The following is a 22,370-nucleotide window of genomic DNA, read 5'->3' as shown; positions in this document are numbered from 1 at the left end:
CGAAGTAATCTCAGGCGAAGCAATCTTTCATATCAAATTAATCGCTATGTTTCTTCAAAAAGGCCTTAAAAAAATCTATGGGAATAGGAAAAAGGGTTACCGAATTATTTTCCGCTGCTACTTCTCTTAATGTCTGCAGGTAGCGTAGCTGAATAGTAATGGGAGATTCTTCCATCATCTTAGCGGCCTGAAGCAGCTTTTCCGCAGCCTGAAGTTCACCTTCAGCGTTAATAATCTTGGAGCGCCTTTCTCGTTCAGCCTCGGCCTGTTTTGCCATAGCCCGCTTCATCTCATCAGGAAGGTCTATTTCTTTTATCTCCACTTTAGAAACTTTGACTCCCCAGGGTTCGGTATCAGCATCAAGAATTTCCTGTATCTTCAGGTTAAGCTTTTCACGCTCTGCCAGAAGTTCATCTAGTTCAGCCTGGCCACAAATGCTACGAAGGGTAGTCTGGGCAAGCTGGCTGGTGGCAAAATAATAGTTTTCAACCTGAACTACAGCCTTGGCGGCATCAACCACCCGAAAATACACCACTGCACTTACCGAAACTGAGACGTTATCTCTGGTAATTACTTCCTGTGGAGGCACATCAAGGGTTACAGTCCGCAAATCAACCTTTACCATCTTATCAATGAAGGGAATCAGGATAATGATACCCGGCCCTTTAACACCAATTAAACGACCCAGACGAAAGACAACAGCCCTTTCATATTCCTTTAAAACTTTTACCGCTGAGGCCAAAAATAAAATGGCAAAAATTACTACAAATGAAATCGGGATATTCATGCTACCCTCCAAGTTGTCTGGATTTTGAACTTATTTTATACCCTGTTCCACTAACAAAAGCTAATATAAAAAATCGCTGACAATAAAATAAAGGCCTCCAAAGTCCAGATATAGATTGAGATCGCCAAGATGCCTGTGTTGCCTCGCAGAGGTGTGGAGGTTGGATCACATCGATAAAGGAGTATTATCATCTAGAAATTTCAAAAATAGGGGAAAAGAAATATGTCCCTTTATCTTTTAGTATCTATGGCAGTATTTTTTATCGCTTTTATTTTCTCTATGTTGGGTTTAGGAGGGGCCCTACTCTATATACCAATATTTAAATGGTTCGGTTTTGACTTTAAAAGTGTAGCTATTCCTACTGGACTTTTTTTAAACGGGATAACCGCCCTTTCGGCCTCCATATATTACCTCAGGGCAGGACTTGTTGATATACGAGGGAGCCTTCCCATGGTGGTAGCTTCTCTTATAGGAGCACCTATAGGGGCTTATTTTACTGGTTTTATTGACACCCAGGTATTAATAATCCTTTTTTCCATAGCTATGATAATGGCTGGTTTGCGTATGCTCTCTACTAGCAACCAGGTTGAATCTACTTACCTTATGCCCTTTCCTCAAAGGGCCTTTATCACCGCTATAGCCAGTTTTTTTATTGGTTTAATTGCTGGTCTTTTAGGCATTGGGGGAGGGTTTCTCTTTGTACCCCTATTAATAGCCGTGGGTTTCCCTACTAAAAAGGCCGCTGCTACCTGTTCTTTTATTGTGGTTTTCTCGTCATTTGCCGGGTTTTTAGGGCATGTGGCCGAGGGGAGGTTTGATCCCAAGCTCCTTTTAACTAGCACGGTGGCTGTAATTCTAGGGGCTCAACTAGGAGCTCGCTTTATGCGCCACAAAATGAAACCTAGATGGATAAAGCGTCTTTTTGGAGTGCTTCTTATTGCTGTAGCTTTAAAACTTATTTCAAGGGCCTTAGGCCTGTTGTAATTCCACATCATTAGTTTATGCTTTAGCGCCATGGGTATAGAAATCAAAAAAGAGGTCTTTCCCTCTGGTTTGAGGCTGGTAACTGAAAATATAACGGACTTTCCCACTGTTTCTTTAGGCCTGTGGTTAAATGTTGGTAGCCGGGACGAAACCCATTCTCAAAATGGCCTGGCTCACTTTATAGAACACCTGTTTTTTAAGGGAACTCATAGGCGCACGGCTATAGAAATTGCCAAAGAGCTAGACCGCCTGGGAGGTTATTCCAACGCTTTCACTTCTAAGGAATATACCTGCCTTCACGGAAAAGTATTGCCTGAAGATTTACCACGCTTTTTAGATATTTTGGCAGACATCTTTTTAAACCCTCTTTTCTCCCCTGAAGACATTGAGCGCGAAAAACAAATTATTCTTCAGGAAATAAAAATGCTTGAAGATTCTCCAGAGGAACTGGTACATGAACTGTTCAGCTCCCTTCTCTGGGGAGAGCACCCTCTGGCCCGACCTATTCTTGGCGAATGGGAAGTTATTTCTCGTGTCTCAAGTGAAGACGTTATTTCATTTTATAAAAAACACTATAAGGCTTCTAATCTCGTAATAGCCGCCGCGGGAAAGGTAGAACACGAAGAACTGCTAACCCTTGTCCAAAATTACTTTGACAAACTTATAGCCGGGGAACCCCAAAAACGCACCTCACCTAAACCCTTTTCCACCTGTGGAGTTCAGCACCGAAACCTTGAGCAGGTGCATCTGGCTCTGGGAATGGCCACTCCTGGGACAAAAGACGAAAGGCGCTACGGTCTTCTTTTTTTGAATACCCTTTTAGGTGGCAACATGAGTTCGCGTCTTTTTCAGGAAGTGCGTGAAAAACGTGGCCTGGCTTATGCCATCTATTCGTATCTCTCTCTTTATGAAGACGTAGGCCAGCTTGGCATTTATGTTGCTGTGGAAAAAGAAAAGCTAAAAGAGACTTTATTGGTCATCAAAGACGAACTTAATTCTCTCATGGAAGATAAAATTAGTACCGAAGAGTTTGAAGCCGCCTTTGACAACCTGAAAAGCGCCCTTCTTCTTTCAGCCGATAGTCCTGACAGTCGAATGACCCGCCTGGCCAGGAATGAATTTATCTTTGGCCGTTACATTCCCTACGAAGAAACCGTCCAAAAAATAAAGACCCTTACCCCTCAAGATATTACCACCCTTGCCCGAGAAGTTTTTGCGGTAAAACCAACCCTTGCCCTTTTAGGGCCAATAAGTGAAGAAGAAGGCCTTTCTCTTTACCAGGAACTTTTTGAGGAAAAGTAAGCCCCCAGAGATTTGGGGGCCTTACTTGTTATTTCTTAATCACGCCGGCTATCAAGTCCTGCACGGCCATGTCAGACTTCATCTTGGGCGGAATATTTTCAATTACATGGACACCCATACTGGTAAGACTTTCTTTTAATTTTTTAGAAATCTGAGGGGTTAAAAGGTGGGTAATAACCTGTTCTTTAAGCCAGAGGTCCATGGGGGCATCACCAGGTTTGGGGACTACGTCTTTCACCTTAACAGCGCCCTTTTCCACGTCGTAGATGGCAAACATGGAGGCCTCATCGGCTTTTTCCATAACCAGGGGACCTTCAACTGGAATAGCCACCCGCATAAAGCGGCCTTCTTCAATATCTTTCAAGAGCTCTTCGGTGGCTGCTACCACGTTTCTCACGAGCTCTTCAAAGGCTTCCGCTGTTTTTGACTCTGGAAAGGCGGCAATCAAGGGTTTGCCCGAGTCACCAGCAGCCACCACCCTGGGGTCCACAGGAATGCGCCCTAAAAATTTGATACCAAGCTCTTCAGCCAAACGTTCACCACCACCGCGTTTAAAAAGATCTACCTCTTTGCCACAGTGAGGGCAAATAAAACCACTCATGTTTTCCACCAGCCCGAGGATACGCATCTTCACCTTTTTGCAGAAGTTATAAGACTTTTTCACGTCAATGAGAGAAACTTCCTGGGGTGTAGTTACTAAAAGGGCGTAGGCGTCAGGGATGGTCTGGGCAATGGTCATGGGTTCATCACCTGTGCCAGGAGGGGCGTCTATCACCAGGTAATCAAGCTTTCCCCAGTCAATATCGCCGATGAATTGTTTGATGGCTGAAATCTTAAGAGGCCCGCGCCAGATGATGGCGGAATCTTCTTCTGGAAGCAAGGGTTCAATAGATAGAAACTTGAGATTTGGTGAATAAACCACCGGGCCGATACGGCCGTCAGGACGGCGAGGGAGATGGGCCCGTCTTAATCCAAGCATTTTAGGGACGTTTGGACCGTGAAGATCAACATCTAAGAGCCCCACCATAAAGTCCTGTAAAGAAAGCCCTACAGCTAGGTTAACAGCCACAGAGCTTTTCCCCACCCCGCCTTTGCCAGACATGACCATTATCTTATGGCGAATTTTGGTAAGCTGCTCTTTGACGCGGCGATCTTGCTGTTCAATAATGGCACTTTTATTCATTCCAGGCATACCTTTGGCTACATTTTCCATATTGCTTCCTCCTGAAAACTTTCCGCTAAAACTAACAGGAATGGCTTACTTAAGCAAATTTAATTAAGCCCTTACGTAACGAAAACCTTCATCCTGCCATTCCACCAGTGCCCTGATTCCTGCTGGAACCACCTGGCACTTAGGCGGAACTTTTTCTTCGGGCACGTTAAAGGCCTTCATGGCGTTACGACAGAAGTGAACCTCTCCTCCGAAAGAGATAAATTCTTCCATAAGTTTCTGACTTTCTTCATCAAGCTCAAGAAGCACCATGATACCCTGAGCGTTTACCAGGATGCGGGCGAGAAGTTCCTCCCCTTCGGCTTTAGTTTTTAAGAAATTTATACCCATCTTTAAAGCTATTTTGTATCGGGTCGAATCGGGAACATGGATTACCAGTTTCAAGGCCATAAATATTCCTCCTCTTTTGGTTTTATCGCCAGCGATATAGTGGCAAGATTTAGATCGCCACCACACGGTAGCACTTAGCCCCAAGCTTTTTCGCTGCAATACATCTGTTTGATTTGCCTGATAAAATACCAGTGATTTTCATAGACAAAAAGTTGGGTTAATTTAGCAACCATGCCTATATTTAAACGCCAACACTTTGAAAGGTTACTCAAACTGGCGCAAGAAGGCCGTATTGCTCCGATTTATCTTTTCCTGGGCAATCCCAAAATTGCTGAAGAGCTCTCCCTTCGCTTATTCAATTTTTTGAAAAAACAGGGCCATCATACGGAAAAAGTCAAAATAGCAGAAATAGACCAGCTCAAAGAAAAAGTTTTTAGCCCCTTTCTTTTCGGACGAAAGGTAGTTTATCTAGAAGAAGCAGCTAAGGCCTTAAGCCTCTTTGACCAGGAAACCCTCTCCAAAATAGAAGAAAACAAATCCCGGTTAAGCCTTATTTTTTTCTTAGAATCTCTTGAAGAAAAACACCCTCTTTATAAATATGCCCTAGAAAGGGCGGTGATAATTCCTCTTCCCCGTAAAAAAGCTAAAGACCTCCTTTCTTATGAGATTCCCGAACTTTTGGCCTCTTTTGGCAAAAAAATGGAACGCCAGGCAGCCGAAGCCCTTTTACTTCTGGTAGGAGAAGACTTAAATCTCCTTACCAAGGAACTTGAAAAGCTGGCTCTTTATACTGGGGAAAAACCGATTATTACCGTAGCAGACGTAAAAGAGGTAGTCTCTCCTCCTCCTGAACAGGCTTCTTATCTTTTATCCCAGGCCTTATTTCAGTCAGGGCCCGAAGCAGCCCTTAAAATTTTAAAAAATCTCATAGTTCAAGGGATTCATCCCCTGGTAATACTGGCCACTTTGGTAAATTTTTTTAAAAAACTTTACCTTTTGAGAGAAGTTTTAAACACTTACCCTGATTTGGCTTCTATAAAAAAATATCAACTTTTCCAGGAAAGATATAAAAAAATCTTTAAAGAACTTTTTCCCGATAAAGAGCCCAAAGAACTTAAAGGCCATCCTTATGGTATTTTTGTAGCTTTAAAGCAGGCCAAAGTCTTTTCTCTGGAAGACTTTCCTTTCATCTTTGCCGAACTGGCCAAAATTGATATGGCCCTAAAGACCGGCTCCCCACCAGAGGAGATTTTTTATTCTTTTTTTCTGAAAATACAGCATAAAGTTAAACCACCTAAAAATAAAGCTAAAGCTGTTTCGCAAGGGTCTCTTTAATCTGAAACCATTTTTTTTCTAATTCTTCTAGAGACTTAAAGGCTATCTCAAGACGCATTAAATCTTTTTCACCAGAAGGGTCAATTTCTATCTTAGCTCCCAATTTATGCAAACTCCTGGAAAGAACTTTTGCCTTTTCTTCCCTGGCAGCAATTACAGGTCTGAGCTTATGGGCTAGCCATTTAAATAATTTTTCGGTTTTTTGTTGAAATGAAATATTCTTTTCGTTTAAAAGAGAAGTTATAAAATCTTCTTCAAGTATTAGTTCAAAGCTTTTCCCTGATTTACGGCTTAAATCTTCCAGCATTTCCCACAACAAGCGCTGGCGGCTAATTGAAAGTTTAAGCTCTTTTAAAAGCAGCAGGAATCTCTTTCGGCTTCTTTCATCAAGCTTGGCCAGCCTGGTAGCTACTTTTGGGTTTAATTTTTCAGCTACCACAAGTTCCCAGGTTTCTTCTCCCAGAGAACTTATGGCTCTCAAAGTTTCAAAGTGGTAGTAATGGGGAGGTAAACCAAGGCGCGGGAGTATTTCTTTTATAATTTCTTCATCGCTTATATAGTTCCGATATTTTTCAACCGCTAGGGCCTTTTCTACCAGGTTAAGGCCGCGGGAGGTCAGGTTTTCTTCTACAACTAAGTTCAAACAAAATAATTCGTCGGCCTCTGGCGGAAGAAGATGGCAGATGATTTTTTCAAAATTTAGTTCCCTGGCCGCTTCAAGACGCCCCCAACCAGAGATAATCTGAAAACCCTTTGAACATAATTTTAAAAGGGGAGGAACAATAACGCCTACGCGTTTTACAGACTCTTTTAGATGGGTAGCCCGGGAAGGATATGAAATAAAGTAAGTTTTATCTTCAAAGTTAATCTTTTCTATGTAGATCAGTTTACATTCAGGCGTCAAAGACCAGTTCCTTTCCAGTAATTCTACGGTAGGCTTCAAGATAACGTTCCTGGGTTTTTTTGATTATATCAGGAGGAAGTTCAGGAGCCGGAGGTTCTTTATTCCAGCCAATTTTTTCAAGCCAGTCCCGTAAAAATTGTTTATCAAAACTTTTCTGGGGCCGACCAGGCTGATAATCTTCTTTAGGCCAGAAGCGAGAAGAATCAGGGGTCAACACTTCATCTATAAGAAGAAGTTCTCCATTTAAAAGGCCAAATTCAAATTTGGTATCAGCAATAATAATTCCTTTTTCCTCGGCATAAGGTGCAGCTTTTTGGTATATGGCAAGAGAAAGCCCCTTTACCTTTTCGGCCAGGTCCTTGCCTATTAGTTCTGCGCATTGCTCAAAAGTTATGTTTACATCGTGCCCCTCTTCAGCCTTGGTGGAAGGAGTAAAAATAGGTTCAGGCAATTTATCTGCTTCCCTTAGGCCTGGGGGGAGCTTTATCCCGCATACCTGGCCTGTTTTTAAGTATTCTTTAAGACCTGAACCCGTTAAGTACCCTCTAACGATACATTCCACCGGCAGGGGCTTTGTCTTTTTGACCAGCATGGAACGGCCACGGAGTTCTTCAGCGTAAGGCTGGCATTCTTCTGGAAACTCTTCAACCTTGGCGGTGATAAGATGATTAGGAAGGAGATCTGCTAAAAAATCAAACCAAAAAAGCGAAATTTGAGTAAGAATTATGCCCTTTCCTGGAATCGGATTAGGCATAATTACGTCAAAAGCAGAGATGCGGTCAGTAGCTACCAGAAGAAGCTTATCTCCCAGGTCATAAATATCGCGCACTTTCCCTCTCTTCAGCAGGTTAAGACCCGGGAGATTAGTTTGGTAAAGGACTTTCACTAGGCCGCCGCCTTTTTCGCCAGTTTACGGGTACGCTTCTTAAAACGAGAAGCTAGCTTGCGGTAACGCTCATACTTTTTCAGATCACCAGCCTCTTTGGCCTTGGCCGCAAGTTCTTTAAACTTAGCCACCTTGGCCTTGAGTTCCCGCATGCTTCCACCTACTTTGCGGGGCTCTTCTTTAATACCGTAAACCTTTTTGAGCGCCGAAATAAGCTCTTCTTTATTCATGCCGTGAACGCCCTGAATCTCTGGAATCTGAAGGGCAATTTCACGAAGTTCTTTAACGGTCATTTTTTCAAGTTTCTTTTCTAATTTAGGTAATTCGGACATATTTGACCTCCCTTCTTAAAAGTCATGGCTAATGTAACAAAAAATTTATTTTAATCAACGGTTTATTTCTCTAAGAGCATAAGCAAAAACATAAAAATGGTTATGACATCCCTCTAAAACCTTCCTATATGGGGGAACAATTCCCTCCTCTCGCAGGGGAGGGCTAGAATGAGTTACAGATGCGTATAGGGGGGCTTTAGCCTCCCGTCCCGCATGCTCCCGTATGATGTGCCCTCATGATACGGCGCTCTAAATCTTGCCCTAACTTGTAAGCCCTGGCACAAGGGTGTAATTTTCTTAACATGTTGCGTAAAGGTTTATTTTTAGGATTATTGGGGTTATTTTTGCTTAGTGCCTGCGGCGGCCCTGAATATATAATAAAAAACCACTATATTCTGCCTGCAGACACTAGCTCCAGCCCCTGTATTAAGGATTGCCAGGAAAAATTTGAAAATTGCCAAAAGGCGTGTGAGGCCCAATATCACGCCTGTCTTTCTGACGTCCGTCAAAAAGCAACCAGCCTTTACGAAAAAGAACTCAAAAAATATCGTGAAGAACTTAATATATACCAAGATGAAACAAATCTTTTTCAGCAAAAACTGGCCCTTTACCTAGAAAAACTAAAAGAATTAAGTGACGATTACCATTTTTTTGAAAAAATTTGCCAGGAAAAGCAGGATAAATACGCCTGTTCGCGCCAGGAGGAATTAAAAAAGAAGATATCTCGCCTTAAACAGGAAAAACCCAGCCATCCCCTTAAGCCAGTTGAACCAGATTTAGAAGATATAATTAAAAAGCTCACAGCCACCTGTAGCCGAGACTGTGGTTGTCAGAAAATATACGACCATTGCTTCATAAGCTGTGGTGGTACCATAATCCCTGAAAAATTTTGCGTGGAGAATTGCCAATGAAAACCTGGGACAAAAAAAAGATTCTTGAGATAGACCGCAATCATATATGGCATCCCTACACCCAGATGAAAGATTACGAAAACCGTGATCCTATGGTTATAGTATCTGCCAGAGGCTTAAAACTAAAAACCATAGACGGCCAAGAAATTTACGATTCCATATCTTCCTGGTGGACCAATGTCCACGGTCACCTGCACCCGGCTCTTAATCAGGCCATAATTGAGCAGTTAAACCTTCTTGACCACATAAATTTCTCAGGCTACACCCACCCTTACGCCGTTGAGGTAGTAGAGCGCCTTAAAGACTTTCTGCCACCTGAACTTTCACGCTTTTTCTTTTCAGATAACGGCTCAACCGCTGTAGAAGTGGCCCTTAAGATGGCCTTTCAATTCTGGCAAAATAAAGGGCAAAAAGAAAAAACCCGTTTTGTTTGTCTTGAAAATGCCTATCACGGAGATACCCTGGGGGCGGTAAGCGTTGGCGGAGTTGATCTTTTTTTTGAGCTTTATAAGCCTTTGCTTTTTAAGTCCTTTAAGGCCCCAAGCCCTTATTGCTATCGTTGCCCGGAAAAAGAGGGTTTTACCCTTGATGCCTCTCACCAGTGTAGCCTCAAGTGTTTAAAAGGAATGGAAGAAATCCTTAAAGAACACCATGGAGAAATTTGTGCTGTTATCGTTGAGCCGCTTATGCAGGGAGCTGGGGGGATTCTCATTTATCCAGCAGCTTATTTAAAAAAGTTAAGGGAAATTACCAGGCGCTATAAAGTTTTTCTTATATTTGACGAGGTGGCCACGGGCTTTGGGCGCACGGGTACCATGTTTGCTTTTGAACAGGCCGAAGTGGTTCCTGACATTATTTGCCTGGCCAAAGGCCTAACTGGCGGCTACCTACCTATGGCTTTAACCATAACCACTGAAGAAATTTATCAGGCCTTTTACGCTGATTACCTGGAGGGAAAGACTTTTTACCACGGCCACACCTATACGGCTAATCCCATTTGCTGTGCGGTGGCAGCAGCTAACCTTAAACTCTTTGCCGAAGAAAATCCTCTCGTCAAAACCAGAGAAGCCCGGGAATATTTTCACCAGCTATTGCTTAAAACTTTTGCGGACAAGCCCTACGTAGGCGACATTCGCTATCTTGGTTACGTAGGCGCTATTGAACTGGTGAAGGATAAGCAAACAAAAGAGCCTTTCCCTGAAGAATTAAGAGTCAGTTTTCAGATTTACATGAAATCCCTTGAAAAGGGTGTGGTTTTAAGGCCTCTTGGAGATGTTATCTACTGGTTTTTGCCCTTATGCGTTACGAAATATGAAGTAGAAGAAATATTAAATCTAAGCGTGGAAGCCATTGAAGAAGTATTGGCCAGCTTATGATAGATTTTGCCTCAGAGCTAGCCAGGCTCAAAAAAGAAAAGCGCTTTCGTCGCCTACCTTTGATTGAAGCCCGCCGGGGTCCTTACATAAAAATAGCAGGAAGATGGCTTCTTAATCTTTCTTCAAATGATTACATGGGATTGAGTGAAAGGCTTTCTTTAAAAGAAATTTTAAACGGCCTAGAAAATTTACCTTCAGGAGCCGGAGCGGCGCGGCTCCTTTCTGGCAACCACGAGCTTTATCAGCTATTAGAAGAAAAACTCGGGCATCTTTACGGAAAAAAGGCCCTTATTTTTTCTTCTGGTTATCATGCCAACATAGGAATAATTTCAGCCTTAGCCGGCCGAAAAGACATAATCTTTGCGGACAAACTCGTCCACGCAAGTATTATAGACGGCATACGCCTTTCATCATCCAGGTTTTTTCGTTACCCCCATAATGACCTTAAGGCCCTTTCAAAACTTTTAGAAGACCATCGCTTTAACCATAAACGGGCTTTTATAGTCACGGAAAGCCTTTTTAGCATGGATGGTGATTTATGTCCTCTCAAAGAGCTTGTTGAACTAAAAAAGAAATTTGAGGCCTTTTTGATACTTGATGAAGCTCACGCTATAGGGGTTTATGGCCAAAAAGGCCTGGGGCTTGCAGAAGAATACAGCCTGCTAAAAGAGGTTGACTTAATCATTGGTACCTTTGGTAAAGCCCTTGGAAGCTACGGAGCCTTTGCCGTAGCTGAAGAAGAAGTAATAGATGTGCTGATAAATAAGGCGCGTTCTTTTATCTTCACTACTGCCCTTCCTCCCGTTATTGTGGCGGCTAATTTAAAGGCCGTTTCACTTTTACCAGAGCTTGAAAATGAACGCCAAAAACTTAGAGCCCTTGCCTTCTGGTTTCGTGAGAGCCTGGGGCTTTCAGGAGATAGCCCCATTGTGCCTATTATTTTGGGTGAAAATGAAAGGGCTTTAGCAGCTTCAGAAAAATTATTTGAAACAGGTTTCTTTGTCCCGGCCATAAGGCCCCCTACTGTCCCTCAAGGTACTGCTCGCCTGCGAGTCTCCTTAACCGCTCAGATGGAAAAAGATGCGCTTTTTCCGCTGGTTGATTTTGTAGGAGACCTTTGCAAAACACTTTAATTAACTGATTCACCTGCTCCGGGTGAAACGAGGATTTTTGAGATTACTTCGTCGTGTTTAGGCGCTCCTCACATGATAAAAGGGGCCATCATTACCAGTTCTTACTAATATGTCAATATGTCATTAGCAATTGCTCACAACGAAAATACAAAAAGCGTCGCAGGTGCAGGCAAACATTTTGACCCAGCAGTAGTAAAAGCTTTTGTAAGGGCATTTGAACACGGAGAAATGGATTTACCTAATATTATGGTCTAATTATCCTGGAATAATTCTTTCCTGAGGTATAACCGGCAAGTTCTGGTAAGCTCATAGTAGGTATGGTTCATGTGTTTGGGCTTTCTAAGGCCCTTTTTCTTTAAAAATCTCCCTTCTACTCTTTCTAAAAAACCAAGGTTTTCAAGTCTCCGTAGTCTTTCCATAGTTTCGGCAAGGTCAAGTCTCAGTCGTCTTGATAAAAATTTGGCACAATCTGGAGCATTGGCATATAAATCTTTTAGTATTATAAAATCTTCTTCCTCTATAAGGCCCCATGGTAAGGCTCTCATAATTTAAAAAGCTTATAACTTGTTTTAGGGACAGGCAACGGTGATTAATCCCGTAAAGCCTTAACCCTCTGGCTGAGTGGCTGTGCCAGGCACTTTAAAAGGCCTGCTTTGATTTACGTTTGTACATGGAGCTATAAGATTATATGGAAGCGAAAGTGAAAATTAAGTTTGTTCATAATAAAGTTAAAATTCTGATTTCAAAAGTCGCCACACAGGAGCATTTAAACAACGATGAAGATCACGGGCAAAATTGACCATACCTTTATAACCAGCGTAAGGGCCGCGTTCCTTTGGTTGAGGGAAAGAAAGAACAGGAATACCAAATTTAATTGGACGCCATTGATCCCGAGCGTTGGTAAGCACAATATCAGGCTTTAAGAGAGTTAAAGCCTTCTCCACTTCATAATCACCGGGGTTGTCAGTCACCCTTGACGTTATAGAATAGGCCTCAACATGGTCATCTATTCGCCCAAAAATAGAAGCCGCTGCTACAACTTCCAAACCAAGCTCTTTAAGCATCTTACCCTGAGGACCTAAGCGATAGGTGCCAAGTACTATCAGGGCCTTCTTACCGTAAAAAACCTTACGCCAAGGGAAAATATTAGATAAAGCCCATTTTTCGCCTTCTTCAATAACTTTTTCTACCCTGTACTCCGGTATTTCAAAAAAATCTCCTATCTTTCTTAAAGAAGCAGCAGTTGATTTAAGTCCATAAAAAGAAACCTTCATGAAGGGAATGCTAAAGGACTCCTTCATTTTACGACAGAAGTTTTCAGCCGTAGCTCCACAAAACATGAGGTTAAGATGAGCCCTGCTCATGGTTTCTATTTGAGACCAGGTAGCCTCACCAGTAAGAGAAACATGCACTTTTATCCCCAGCTTTTCCAGAAGCTCTTTAATAACCTGTGTCTCTCCCCCTACATTGTATTCTCCTACCAGATTAACCACAGGTTCTTTAGGCTTTTTTACAGGCTTTATAAGCTCAAAAATGAGGTTGTAAGAAAGATCATGCCCTTTTGATTGGGAAAAACCAGAAAACCCTGGACAAGAAACTACTTTAATAGTTTTTCCTGTAATTTGAGTTACTTCTTCAGCCACGGTGGTAACATCTTCTCCAATAAGACCTGACACACAGGTGATATAAACAAAGGCGCCTTTAGCCTCAGGTTTTAAGCGAAAGGCCTCAATTAAAGCTTTTTTTAGTTTTTCCCGACCACCAAAAATAACATCATCTTCTTCCATATCTGTAGTCCAGACAGGGGCTGGTGTGCCGCGAACCATCTTCCCGTAATAGCTACAGCCCACCGCCCCGTGAACCAGATGTATAGCTTCGCGAATAGGTCCGAGTACATACCTTGCGCCAAAGTACACACAGCTTCGCTGGCTCATAGATCCAGGCTCAGTGGCAAGTCCACAAGACTTTGGCGGGAGGACTTCAGTTTTTAGGATAGAAAGCATAGAGGCCTCCTTTTTAGTTCCTGACTACCACTTTTTAAAAGGTAAAAATTTACCGTTAAGAGTTATCACCACCCGATCTCCTTTGGGATCCTCCTGCTTTTGAATATCCATACTAAAATCAATGGCACTCATAATCCCATCACCAAACATTTCGTTAATAACCGATTTTATAGCTGGTCCCTAAACCCTTTACCCATACCTTATCTCGTCCAATAGACCTGCCTATCTCTTCAAAACTGAGACCACTTTTTCCTTAGCCTGCAAAAGTTTTCTTACAATAGGGCAAAACTTGTATTCCATAACTCCCTCCTATGAAAGGGGGAGGGAAACCTCCCCTTTTACTGTTGTGTCCGGTCGTCCGGGAAGTACTGGTCTAATATGGCGTTTATAATCCGGGCCAAAAACCTTTCGCCTCCCCGATAGCCTACAATGGGTTCGCGCTGGTAGCCCACCCGGTCATACACCGGAAAACCAAAACGCACCAGAGGCACCTGAAGTTCTCTTGAAATATTTAAGCATCGGGAATGCCCGAGAATAACATCAGGTTTATCTTGTTTAAGGGCGTATTCCCATTCAAACTGATCGCTATCAACAAATACCGTGGGTTCAATATCGTATTCGGCACAGGCGTCTTTAATTGTTTGGACTGCTGTCTTGGTCTTGCTTCCAGGCAAAATATAAGTGGGTATCATGCCCAATTCACAGACAAAACCTGTAGCCGCAGCCACGAAGTCTGGGTCACCACAAATAGCTACCCTTTTACCCATAGTGTAGTGAATGGTATCTGCTATGGCATCAAGGAGTATGCCTCTCTCCCAGCGTAGGCTGTCTGGAATGCCGCGGCCAGAAATTTCAGAAACGGTTTTAACCAGCTTGTCAGTATTACGAACCCCAATGGGCATAGTCATTATCAGGCCCGGCATTTTAAAACGCTTTTCCATCCACATAGCCCCGGCTCCACCAGCGTCAGGGGAAAGGGCAAATATGGCTTTGGCGTTTCCTGCCCGCACAAAGTCTTCCACCCTGGTGCCTCCTGGTGGATAATAAGGCACCATCTGGGGCATACCTGTAAGCGGACAATCAAGGGTATCACTTATGTCAAAAAGAATCTTGTAAGGCACATCCATAAGTTCAAATATGTGTTTGAGTTCCCGGATATCTCCTGGCATCATCATGCCAGGAATAAAGTAAAGCTCTTCACTCTGGCCAGTTTTTTTGGCAAGGGTCTTTAAAAATTCACGGGCTGCCCGGTTGTAACCTTCAACATGGGAGCCGGCAAAGCTTGGCGTGTTTACAATGACGAACTTTACGGCGTCGTAAATATCAGGGTCCATTTCCTCTTCCATAACTTCCAGGGCTTCGTCTAAAAAACTCTGGATGTCATCACCAATAACTTCACTTGAACAGGTGGTAACGATAGAAATTAACTCTGGCTGGTAACGGCAAACCAGGTTTCTAAGTCCCTTTATCAAGTTTTTGCGTCCGCCGAAAACCGCTGCGTCTTCGTGGAAGCTGGCGTTGGCAATGAGAGTGGGCTCACGGAAGACCCGGGCAAAGGTGTAGCGCACATAGGTGGTGCAACCTTGAGCTCCCTGTACAAAGGGAATAGCCCGATGAACACCTAAAGTGGCCCACATAGCCCCAAAAGGCATACAGGTGCGAGATGGATCAATACAAACAGCCCGGTTAGCCGCTGGCACCAACTCTTCTGGGGGAGGCACATATTCTGGACTGAGGGGCTTCTTTTCTATGTTAAGTTCTTTATATGTTATCCCTTCGATGGGTATTTCTTTTGTGTTATTTATCATGGCTTCCTCCTGGTTTTTAAATTTCTTCTTGAGCAATTTTCCAGACTGGAGCATAAAGGGCCTGATATATATCCCTGGCAAAGTTGATAAAGCCTCTGAAACCCGCGTAAGGACCTTTTTCGTAAGAGTGAGAGTTAAGCGTAGGCACTCCAAACTTACGCACCAGATATTTTTCTTTGAGTCCAGTGAGGAATAGATCTGGCTTACAGCGCTCTATCATTTCTTCAACTTCAAACTCATTGGGATTATCAATAACCAGAGCTCCTGGTTTTAGACGCGCCACGATTTTTTCGTAGTCATCTTTATGGCCAAAGGTAGTCATACAGGCTACAACTTCCATGCCCAACTCTTCCATGGCTTTAATCCAGTGCCAGACACGTGGTGCCCCTACATATATGGCTATTCTTTTTCCAGCTAACTTGTTGCGATACCATTCAAGGGCTTTTTTAATAGCTTCTTTTTCCTCTTCTATGACTTCTTCAGCCCGCTTCATTAACTTGTCGTCCCCAAACCAGGCCGCTGTATCCCTTAAAGCTTTGGCTGTTTGTTCCAGCCCAAAGAAACTGGCTCTTATATATGGCACTTCAAACCCTTGCTTTATAAGCTCAGCAATGTAGGTAGCCGAACGCTGACAGTGCACAATACTAAGCTTGGCATCTGGCATCTTAAATAGATCCTCAAAACGACCGTTGCCTGTGAAAATTGAAAGGACTCGCATGCCCATTTTTTCAAAAAGGGGTACGATGGTGATGGTATCCCAGTCAATGTTATACTCACCGATGAGGTTAATATCATAAAGTGTCTTTTCTTCCTCTTTTAAGCACACTTCAGGGTGTTCCTCTCGGTATTTGAGCAGCCATTTGTAAAACTGGAAGTTAAACTCATGATGTCCCTTTGATTGGGAAACCCCACAAAACCCTGGAGAAGAACAAGCAAACACAGGTTTGCCTGTCTCCTTCATTACTTCTTTGGCCACGTTATCAATATCATCGCCGATAAGGGCGGTAGAGCAGGTAAGGTAAATGATAGCCCCTTTAGCACCAGGGTTAATACGAAAGGCCTCAAGCAGGGCTTGCTTAAGTTTATCCATACCGCCAAAGACGATATCGTTTTCAGTCATATCGGTGGTGTAGCAATGACGGCGGTGATTAGCTTCGTTCTCAAGCACACCAGGTAAAGCCCAGCCATAAACATCTCCCAGGTGCCGCCTGGTACCCCAGGTGTAATAACCACAGCCTACCGGCGCATGAACCATGTGGATTATGTCCACTATTGGTCCGCCCACGACCCCGCGGGCTCCAGCATAAGATCACCCTCGTTCCGTCATGTCTCCCGGGACAGTAGGAGCATTACAACGGGGAAGTGTGCTTTTATCTTCATCAACGATAATGGTGTGAGGATTTCTTTCAGGAATACATAGATTACATTTAAGTTGAACTACTGGCATGGTCTTCCTCCTTATTGGGTTTTAAGCACAAAGGGCCTTAGAATTAAAAACGTTTAAGTCTCCTAAGGCCGGGATACCCGCAGCGTCAGCTCGGCAGCGCTTACAGGCTAAAAATTGCGGTAGGTAATGAGCAGCTTTAGACCGAGCCTTATTCAGCTCTTTTCGCGTAGGCGCCCGATAACCCCTGAATTCTCCTAAAGGAATTAGAGGAATAATATTCATTAAACTGGCTCCAGCCTTGGCCACTTCTCTGGCAATAGCTGTTACTTCGTCATCGTTTACCCCCGGCACTAACACCGTATTCACCTTCACCCTGAGTCCAGCTTGAGAGGCAAGGTTTATTCCTTCAAGTTGTTTGCTAACAAGAAAAGAAGCGGCGTCTTTACCTTCCAGTTTGTGTTCAGCCTTGACCCAGCGGAGAAGCTTGGCCCCAACTTCGGGAGAAATAAAGTTCACTGTTACCGAAACAAATTCCACTCCTACTCCAAGCATTTTCGGGAGGCTTTCCGGTAAAGCTAGACCATTAGTTGAAAGACAGATCTTTAGCTCCGGGAACTTAGCCTTAACCTGCTTCAAGGCTTCAAAGGTCTCTTCATTGGCCAGGGCATCACCAGGGCCGGCTACACCGATAACTTCTATCTGCGGGATAAAGGAAATGGCCTTTTCCACATAAAAACCGACCTCCTCGGGGCTGATAACTCTGCTGGCTACTCCAGGCCTTGACTCATGAACACAGCCTACCTCGCGTTCACAATAGGCACACTTTATGTTGCATTTTGGCGCCACCGGCAGGTGAAGTCTCCCAACTATCCGATGGGCTTTATGGTCAAAACAAGGATGTCTCAACATTTTGGCCTCCTTTAGAAAAGGGCTTCTAAATTTTTCTCACCTGTCCTTACCCGGTAACTCTCCTCTACTGGCAGGACAAAGATTTTCCCATCACCATGCTGACCAGTTTGATTCACTTTAATAATGGTCTGCACTACCTTTTCCACCATGGCTTCAGGCACAACCGCCAAGATAATGCGCTTTGGTATAAAAGTAGGCCCCATATCTTTGGCCTTTTCTATAACTTCAGGACTTATAGGATAAGAAATCTCTCCCACTCTGCCTGCCTGTCTGCCCCGCCCAAAGCAGGGAAAAGCTGTAAAAGAAGGCAGGCCTATTTCAGCCAGGGCCTTTTTAGTGGCAAGCATCTTATTTGGTCTTACAATGGCCATAATTTCACATAACTTGCTCATATTGCCTCCTCTTGTTTAGAGTTCAGGAGCTCCTGTACGCACGGTCCAGACCTGGTTTACCGGGAGCACAAAAATTTTCCCGTCACCAAAGCGTCCAGTGCGTGCTGACTCCATGATGATTTCACAAACTTTGGGCACCGCTTCTTCATCCACCACCAGAAGAAGCATTGACTTGGGAAGCTCGTCGTAAACAATTTCTCCCATAGTTAGACCGCCCTGTTTACCGCGCCCCACCACGTCTATACGCGTCAAGGCTAAAAAACCTTCCTTTTCAAGGGCCTCTACTACATCATCTACCTTTTCAGGTCTGATAACAGCTTTTATCATTTTCATATTTGGCTCCTCCTAAAAATGTTGTTTTAGACGATGCCGTACTTGACCACTAGATTTTCAAGTTCGTCCATAGTAAGAGGTTTAGGAATTACAAAGTGTTTGTTTTCAATGATTCTGCGGGCAAGTTCTTTATAAGCATGGGCCTGGGGATGGTCCGGATCAAACTGAACCACCGTTTGCCTATTAAACTCAGCCTTTTGAACAATGTTGTCACGCGGGATAAACATAATCATCTGGGTGCCAAGACGTTCACAAAATTCCTCCATGAGTTCCTGTTCGCGGTCAACCTTACGGCTGTTACAGATAATTCCACCAAGACGCACCCCTGTTCTTCTGGCATACTTGGCCATACCACGGCAGATGTTGTTAGCAGCGTAAATAGCCATCATTTCACCAGAGGCTACAATGTAGATTTCCTGAGCCTTACCGTCCCGCACGGGCATGGCAAAACCACCACAAACTACGTCGCCCAACACGTCGTAGAAGAGGAAATCAAGGTCCTCGGGATATCCACCAAGAGATTCCATAAGGTTTATAGCGGTAATAACACCGCGGCCGGCACAGCCCACTCCAGGCTCAGGACCACCTGATTCCACACACCTAATATCGCCAAAGCCGACTTTTACGACTTTTTCCAGGGTTACATTTTCTTCTCCCTCTTCTCTCATCACATCAAGCACTGTTTCCTGGGGTTTACCGCCGAGAATCAAGCGCGTTGAGTCAGCCTTCGGATCACAACCGTGAATCATAACTTTTTTGTTGTGATAATAAGCCAAAGCTGCGGCTAAATTTTGAGTAGTGGTGGACTTGCCTATGCCACCTTTTCCGTAAATACCAATCTTTCTTGTAGCCATAACTTAAACCTCCTACTAACTTTTTGCTTATTTATACTGAGCAAAGTATGTGCCAAACTGTATTTTCTTTTGTTTTAAATGCTTTTAAGGCAATAAAAGGTTCTGAAAAACTAACAAATAAATTGACAGTAAGTTTTTAGCAGAAAAGTTTTTGTGAGTTTTGTAATTTTTCTATTTGTTTAAAACAAAACAATTTTAAAAACTGGAACGGATTTTGCTATTAATAAAAGTATGATGAGATTACTGGATAGCACGTTAAGAGAGGGAGTACAGCGTTTCGGAGTTTATCTAAAGCCAGAAGTCAAGTTACGCCTGGCATTTTTGCTTTATGATATAGGTATAGAAGAGATAGAGTTTGGTATAGTTCGTAGAGATAAAGATTTAGAACATATCTGGCAGTCTATCAGAAGAAAAAAGATAGAAGACAGATTTAGTTTTTGGTGCCGCTTAAACGAAAAAGATTTAGAGCTGGCCTATAATTTGTTCCCAGGGCTTAAAAGAATCAATTTAAGTGCTCCTGCATCCAGACTTCATCTTAAATATAAGCTTAAAATTACTTCCGAAGAATTACTTAAAAGAATAAAAAAGTTAGTTAAGGAAGCCAGCCAATACTTTTCTTATGTTTCTCTGGGCCTAGAGGACGCCAGTCGCACTTCTCCTAATTTGCTTTTCCAAATAGCTGAAGAAGCTTTGTCCGCCGGGGTTAAACGCTTGCGCCTTTCTGACACCCTTAGTTTCTGGCAACCATTAAAAGTTATAAAACTTGTAGAAGAATTCAAAAAACGTTTTCCAGATTTAGAGCTATCCTTTCATTTCCATAATGATCTGGGGTTAGCCACAGGAAACGCCATAACAGCCCTTGAAACTGGAGCAGACTGGGTAGATGTAAGTCTTTTAGGGCTAGGAGAAAGGGCAGGTATTACTCCTCTTGAAGAAGTTCTGGTTTATCTTTGCTTTCGTCGAGGCAAGAAAAACTATCGCCTTGAACTATTGCCTTTAGCCGCTCACTTTCTTTCCTGGCACGCAGGAGAAACCATTCCTCCATTCAAGCCCGTTTTGGGAAGATACCTCTTTACCTGTGAAACTGGCCTTCACGTAGATGGCCTTTACAAAAATAAAAAACTTTACGAACCCTTCCCACCGGAAGTTCTTGGGCTTTCACATAAGCTCGTTTTGGGAGAAAAGTCAGGCCTTGGCGCTTTAAGGGGAAAATTACAAGAATTGGATTTAACTATTCCAGAAGAATATCTTCCAATTTTGTTAAATAAAATCCGACAGCTTGCCCAAGAATATGGCCGGCCTTTAAATGACGAAGAAATCAAAAAAATATACGAGCAGTTTATAATGAAAAACAAAAGTGAAGAAACTAATAAAATAAATTTTTCAACAAAACTGACAAATGCGTAAAGATGGTTTTAACAAAAAAGTTAAAATGGATAAAAATTCGTTAGAACACCGTAAGCTTGAAGTTTTACACGAGGCCTGTCGTATAATAGGTAAGGCCTTTGACCTGGATAATGCCTTAAGAGATATACTTTATGTTTTAGCTGAAAAACTTCGTATGAAAAGGGCTAGTATTACCCTTTACGATGAGGATGCGGATCGTTTATTTATCCGGGCCTCCTATGGCCTTAGCCCTGAAGAAGAGGCCCGTGGAGTTTATGCCCCTGGAGAGGGTATTACGGGCCAGGTGTTTTTAACCGGAGAGCCGTGTGTGGTTTTAAACGTTAAACAGGAACCTCTATTTTTGAACCGCACCGGTGCCAGAAAGCTTGAGCGTGAAGAAATCTCATTCCTGGCTGTACCCATTATGCTTGAAGATAAAGCTATTGGCGTTCTCTCTGTAGATCGCCTTTTTGAAGATGGAATTGATTATCACGAAGATATTAACTTTCTGGAGATAGTAGCTCTATTAGTAGCACAGTTTGTTCAATTACGCCGCAATATAGAAAAGCGAGAAATTCACTTGAAACAGGAAAACCTGCTTCTTCGCACGGAACTAAAAAAACGCTTTAGCGATTTTATGGCTAGCTCCCGTAGCCCGGAAATGCAAAAGGTGCTTACTCTGGTAAGGCAAGTTGCTCCAACCCGTGCGACAGTTCTACTGCAAGGTGAATCAGGGACAGGCAAAACTTTAACGGCACGTTTAATCCATGACCTTTCTCCCAGGGCAGGTAAACCTTTTGTTAAGATAAACTGTGCTTCTCTTCCTGAAAATCTCCTTGAGGCCGAGCTTTTTGGTTATGAAAAAGGGGCCTTTACCGGGGCTATAAAAAGCAAACCCGGCTTACTTGAAGAGGCTCACGAAGGTACGGTATTCCTTGATGAAATATCTGAACTTTCTCTGGAATTACAAGCAAAACTATTGCGGTTTATTCAGGAACGGGAATTTGAACGCCTTGGTAGTACCAAAACTAGAAGAGTTGATGTAAGGATTATTGCAGCTACCAACAGGGACTTAGAAAACCTAGCAAGAGAAGGGAAATTTCGGGAAGATCTATTTTTCAGGCTAAACGTATTTCCCATTTATATTCCTCCTTTAAGGGAACGATTAGAAGATTTGCCTCTCCTGATAAATTTTATTTTGCGCCGCTTATCCAAAGAATATGCCCGCAACTTACGCCTTACCCCTAAGGCTATGGAAATAATGAGTCGTTACCATTGGCCTGGCAATGTGCGTGAGCTTGAAAATTTTCTAGAAAGGCTTTTTATCCTCAGTGAAAACGATACAGTAACTGAAGGATTAATTAGCTCTTTGCTTAAAAAGGTTTTACCAGAAAAGGAATCTTCTTTAAGTTTAGAAATTCCTCCGCAGGAATTAAGTGAAGAAGAAATAATAGAGGTCCTGAAACGACATAATTTTATAATAGCTCGTGCGGCCAAAGAACTGGGGTTAACCTTTAGGCAACTTCGTTATCGTATCCAGTGTCTGGGGATTGAAGAAAAAATTCCTTTAAGGAGAGGGCGTCCCCCAAAAACTGCTTATCATGGAAAGTGAGCCTTTTTACCTTGCACAGCAAGTATCAAAAGAATAAGCAATGCAACCAACGAATTTAAGAGACCTTATCCTTTAAGGAAGAGATTGCTTCGCCACTTCGTGGCTCGCAATGACGGGGTGGTAAGTGGCTCGTAATGACAACCCAAAAATTGCCACCTGTTTTACGCTCTCATTA

General features: G+C 43.0%; 23 protein-coding genes and 1 pseudogene. 9 read left to right on the top strand and 15 right to left on the bottom strand.

Translation table 11 applies throughout. From position 1 onward, the window contains the following. Nucleotides 1-37: 37 nt before the first annotated feature. Nucleotides 38-787, bottom strand: a complete 750-nt coding sequence (locus TH606_RS01765; RefSeq protein WP_068540980.1) for a slipin family protein — start codon at nt 785-787, stop codon at nt 38-40. 222 nt (nt 788-1,009) lie between these two features. On the opposite strand from TH606_RS01765, the gene TH606_RS01760 reads away from it, so the two are divergent. Together TH606_RS01760 and TH606_RS01755 are read left to right on the top strand one after the other, a co-directional pair. After that, nucleotides 1,010-1,771 carry a sulfite exporter TauE/SafE family protein gene (locus tag TH606_RS01760; RefSeq protein WP_068540979.1) on the top strand — a complete coding sequence of 254 codons (762 nt, stop codon included), beginning with the start codon at nt 1,010-1,012 and terminating at the stop codon, nt 1,769-1,771. A gap of 30 nt (nt 1,772-1,801) precedes the next feature. Continuing rightward, a complete protein-coding gene (locus TH606_RS01755) occupies nt 1,802-3,073 on the top strand; it encodes a M16 family metallopeptidase (RefSeq protein ID WP_068540978.1) in 1,272 nt (423 codons plus the stop codon). A 28-nt stretch (nt 3,074-3,101) separates the two neighbouring features. Here the strand turns inward: TH606_RS01755 and TH606_RS01750 are convergent, their stop codons facing one another. Then, nucleotides 3,102-4,286 (bottom strand): P-loop NTPase, encoded by a 1,185-nt coding sequence (locus tag TH606_RS01750; protein ID WP_068540977.1) that lies wholly within the window; start codon nt 4,284-4,286, stop codon nt 3,102-3,104. 63 nt (nt 4,287-4,349) lie between these two features. Further along, entirely contained in the window at nt 4,350-4,694 is a 345-nt protein-coding gene (locus TH606_RS01745; RefSeq protein WP_068540976.1) for a DsrE family protein, read from the bottom strand. A 171-nt stretch (nt 4,695-4,865) separates the two neighbouring features. Between TH606_RS01745 and holA the strand changes: the two genes are divergently transcribed. After that, nucleotides 4,866-5,969 carry a DNA polymerase III subunit delta gene (holA, locus tag TH606_RS01740; protein WP_068540975.1) on the top strand — a complete coding sequence of 368 codons (1,104 nt, stop codon included), beginning with the start codon at nt 4,866-4,868 and terminating at the stop codon, nt 5,967-5,969. Here the strand turns inward: holA and TH606_RS01735 are convergent. From TH606_RS01735 to TH606_RS01725, 3 genes are read right to left on the bottom strand one after another with little or no spacing between them, the layout of a single operon-like run. Further along, nucleotides 5,941-6,912: a ParB/RepB/Spo0J family partition protein gene (locus TH606_RS01735; protein WP_157627834.1), complete on the bottom strand. Its 972-nt coding sequence runs from the start codon at nt 6,910-6,912 to the stop codon at nt 5,941-5,943. The genes holA and TH606_RS01735 overlap by 29 nt on opposite strands. Beyond that, the gene (locus tag TH606_RS01730; RefSeq protein WP_068540973.1) at nt 6,863-7,759 is read right to left on the bottom strand and encodes a phosphoribosylaminoimidazolesuccinocarboxamide synthase; all 897 of its coding nucleotides are present in this window, start codon (nt 7,757-7,759) and stop codon (nt 6,863-6,865) included. Before TH606_RS01730 ends, TH606_RS01735 begins: the two co-directional genes overlap by 50 nt. Then, the gene (locus TH606_RS01725) at nt 7,759-8,091 is read right to left on the bottom strand and encodes a Rho termination factor N-terminal domain-containing protein (protein WP_068540972.1); all 333 of its coding nucleotides are present in this window, start codon (nt 8,089-8,091) and stop codon (nt 7,759-7,761) included. The genes TH606_RS01730 and TH606_RS01725 overlap by 1 nt, the downstream gene beginning before the upstream one ends. Nucleotides 8,092-8,393: 302 nt before the next feature. Between TH606_RS01725 and TH606_RS01720 the strand changes: the two genes are divergently transcribed. The 4 genes from TH606_RS01720 (at nt 8,394) to TH606_RS11465 (ending at nt 11,766) form a co-directional block, all read left to right on the top strand. Next, nucleotides 8,394-9,002 carry a hypothetical protein gene (locus tag TH606_RS01720; RefSeq protein WP_068540971.1) on the top strand — a complete coding sequence of 203 codons (609 nt, stop codon included), beginning with the start codon at nt 8,394-8,396 and terminating at the stop codon, nt 9,000-9,002. Further along, nucleotides 8,999-10,378 (top strand): adenosylmethionine--8-amino-7-oxononanoate transaminase, encoded by a 1,380-nt coding sequence (gene bioA / locus TH606_RS01715; protein ID WP_068540970.1) that lies wholly within the window; start codon nt 8,999-9,001, stop codon nt 10,376-10,378. The genes TH606_RS01720 and bioA overlap by 4 nt, the downstream gene beginning before the upstream one ends. Then, nucleotides 10,375-11,511 (top strand): aminotransferase class I/II-fold pyridoxal phosphate-dependent enzyme, encoded by a 1,137-nt coding sequence (locus TH606_RS01710; protein WP_068540969.1) that lies wholly within the window; start codon nt 10,375-10,377, stop codon nt 11,509-11,511. Before bioA ends, TH606_RS01710 begins: the two co-directional genes overlap by 4 nt. Nucleotides 11,512-11,628: 117 nt before the next feature. Then, a complete protein-coding gene (locus tag TH606_RS11465) occupies nt 11,629-11,766 on the top strand; it encodes a hypothetical protein (RefSeq protein WP_157627833.1) in 138 nt (45 codons plus the stop codon). Here the strand turns inward: TH606_RS11465 and TH606_RS01705 are convergent. The 9 genes and pseudogenes from TH606_RS01705 to nifH form a co-directional block, all read right to left on the bottom strand. After that, complete coding sequence (locus tag TH606_RS01705; RefSeq protein ID WP_068540968.1) at nt 11,763-12,056, bottom strand: DUF2250 domain-containing protein; 294 nt, start codon at nt 12,054-12,056, stop codon at nt 11,763-11,765. The two genes, TH606_RS11465 and TH606_RS01705, sit on opposite strands and share 4 nt — an antisense overlap. 183 nt (nt 12,057-12,239) lie before the next feature. Further along, nucleotides 12,240-13,514, bottom strand: a complete 1,275-nt coding sequence (locus tag TH606_RS01700; protein ID WP_068540967.1) for a nitrogenase component 1 — start codon at nt 13,512-13,514, stop codon at nt 12,240-12,242. A 24-nt stretch (nt 13,515-13,538) separates the two neighbouring features. Further along, nucleotides 13,539-13,694, bottom strand: a pseudogene (locus TH606_RS01695) (cyanase); the annotation flags it as partial. Nucleotides 13,695-13,852: 158 nt separating this feature from the next. After that, on the bottom strand, nt 13,853-15,322 hold the full coding sequence (locus TH606_RS01690) for a nitrogenase component 1 (RefSeq protein ID WP_082863461.1): 1,470 nt from the start codon (nt 15,320-15,322) through the stop codon (nt 13,853-13,855). Nucleotides 15,323-15,338: 16 nt separating this feature from the next. Continuing rightward, the gene (locus TH606_RS01685; RefSeq protein ID WP_157627832.1) at nt 15,339-16,769 is read right to left on the bottom strand and encodes a nitrogenase component I subunit alpha; all 1,431 of its coding nucleotides are present in this window, start codon (nt 16,767-16,769) and stop codon (nt 15,339-15,341) included. A gap of 21 nt (nt 16,770-16,790) precedes the next feature. After that, nucleotides 16,791-17,618, bottom strand: a complete 828-nt coding sequence (locus tag TH606_RS01680) for a radical SAM protein (RefSeq protein WP_068540966.1) — start codon at nt 17,616-17,618, stop codon at nt 16,791-16,793. Nucleotides 17,619-17,629: 11 nt separating this feature from the next. After that, nucleotides 17,630-18,010, bottom strand: a complete 381-nt coding sequence (locus tag TH606_RS01675; protein WP_068540965.1) for a P-II family nitrogen regulator — start codon at nt 18,008-18,010, stop codon at nt 17,630-17,632. 15 nt (nt 18,011-18,025) lie between these two features. Next, a complete protein-coding gene (locus tag TH606_RS01670; protein WP_068540964.1) occupies nt 18,026-18,343 on the bottom strand; it encodes a P-II family nitrogen regulator in 318 nt (105 codons plus the stop codon). Between the two features lie 26 nt (nt 18,344-18,369). Next, nucleotides 18,370-19,197 carry a nitrogenase iron protein gene (gene nifH, locus TH606_RS01665; RefSeq protein WP_068540963.1) on the bottom strand — a complete coding sequence of 276 codons (828 nt, stop codon included), beginning with the start codon at nt 19,195-19,197 and terminating at the stop codon, nt 18,370-18,372. Between the two features lie 231 nt (nt 19,198-19,428). On the opposite strand from nifH, the gene TH606_RS01660 reads away from it, so the two are divergent. After that, nucleotides 19,429-20,604 (top strand): LeuA family protein, encoded by a 1,176-nt coding sequence (locus tag TH606_RS01660; RefSeq protein ID WP_082863458.1) that lies wholly within the window; start codon nt 19,429-19,431, stop codon nt 20,602-20,604. 25 nt (nt 20,605-20,629) lie between these two features. Further along, entirely contained in the window at nt 20,630-22,195 is a 1,566-nt protein-coding gene (locus TH606_RS01655; RefSeq protein ID WP_068540998.1) for a sigma 54-interacting transcriptional regulator, read from the top strand. Nucleotides 22,196-22,370 lie beyond the last annotated feature (175 nt).

It is taken from the genome of Thermodesulfatator autotrophicus, from assembly GCF_001642325.1.
Lineage (GTDB): Bacteria > Desulfobacterota > Thermodesulfobacteria > Thermodesulfobacteriales > Thermodesulfatatoraceae > Thermodesulfatator > Thermodesulfatator autotrophicus.
Note: the sequence above shows the minus strand (reverse complement) of the source record. Positions and strands in the feature narration are given on the sequence as shown.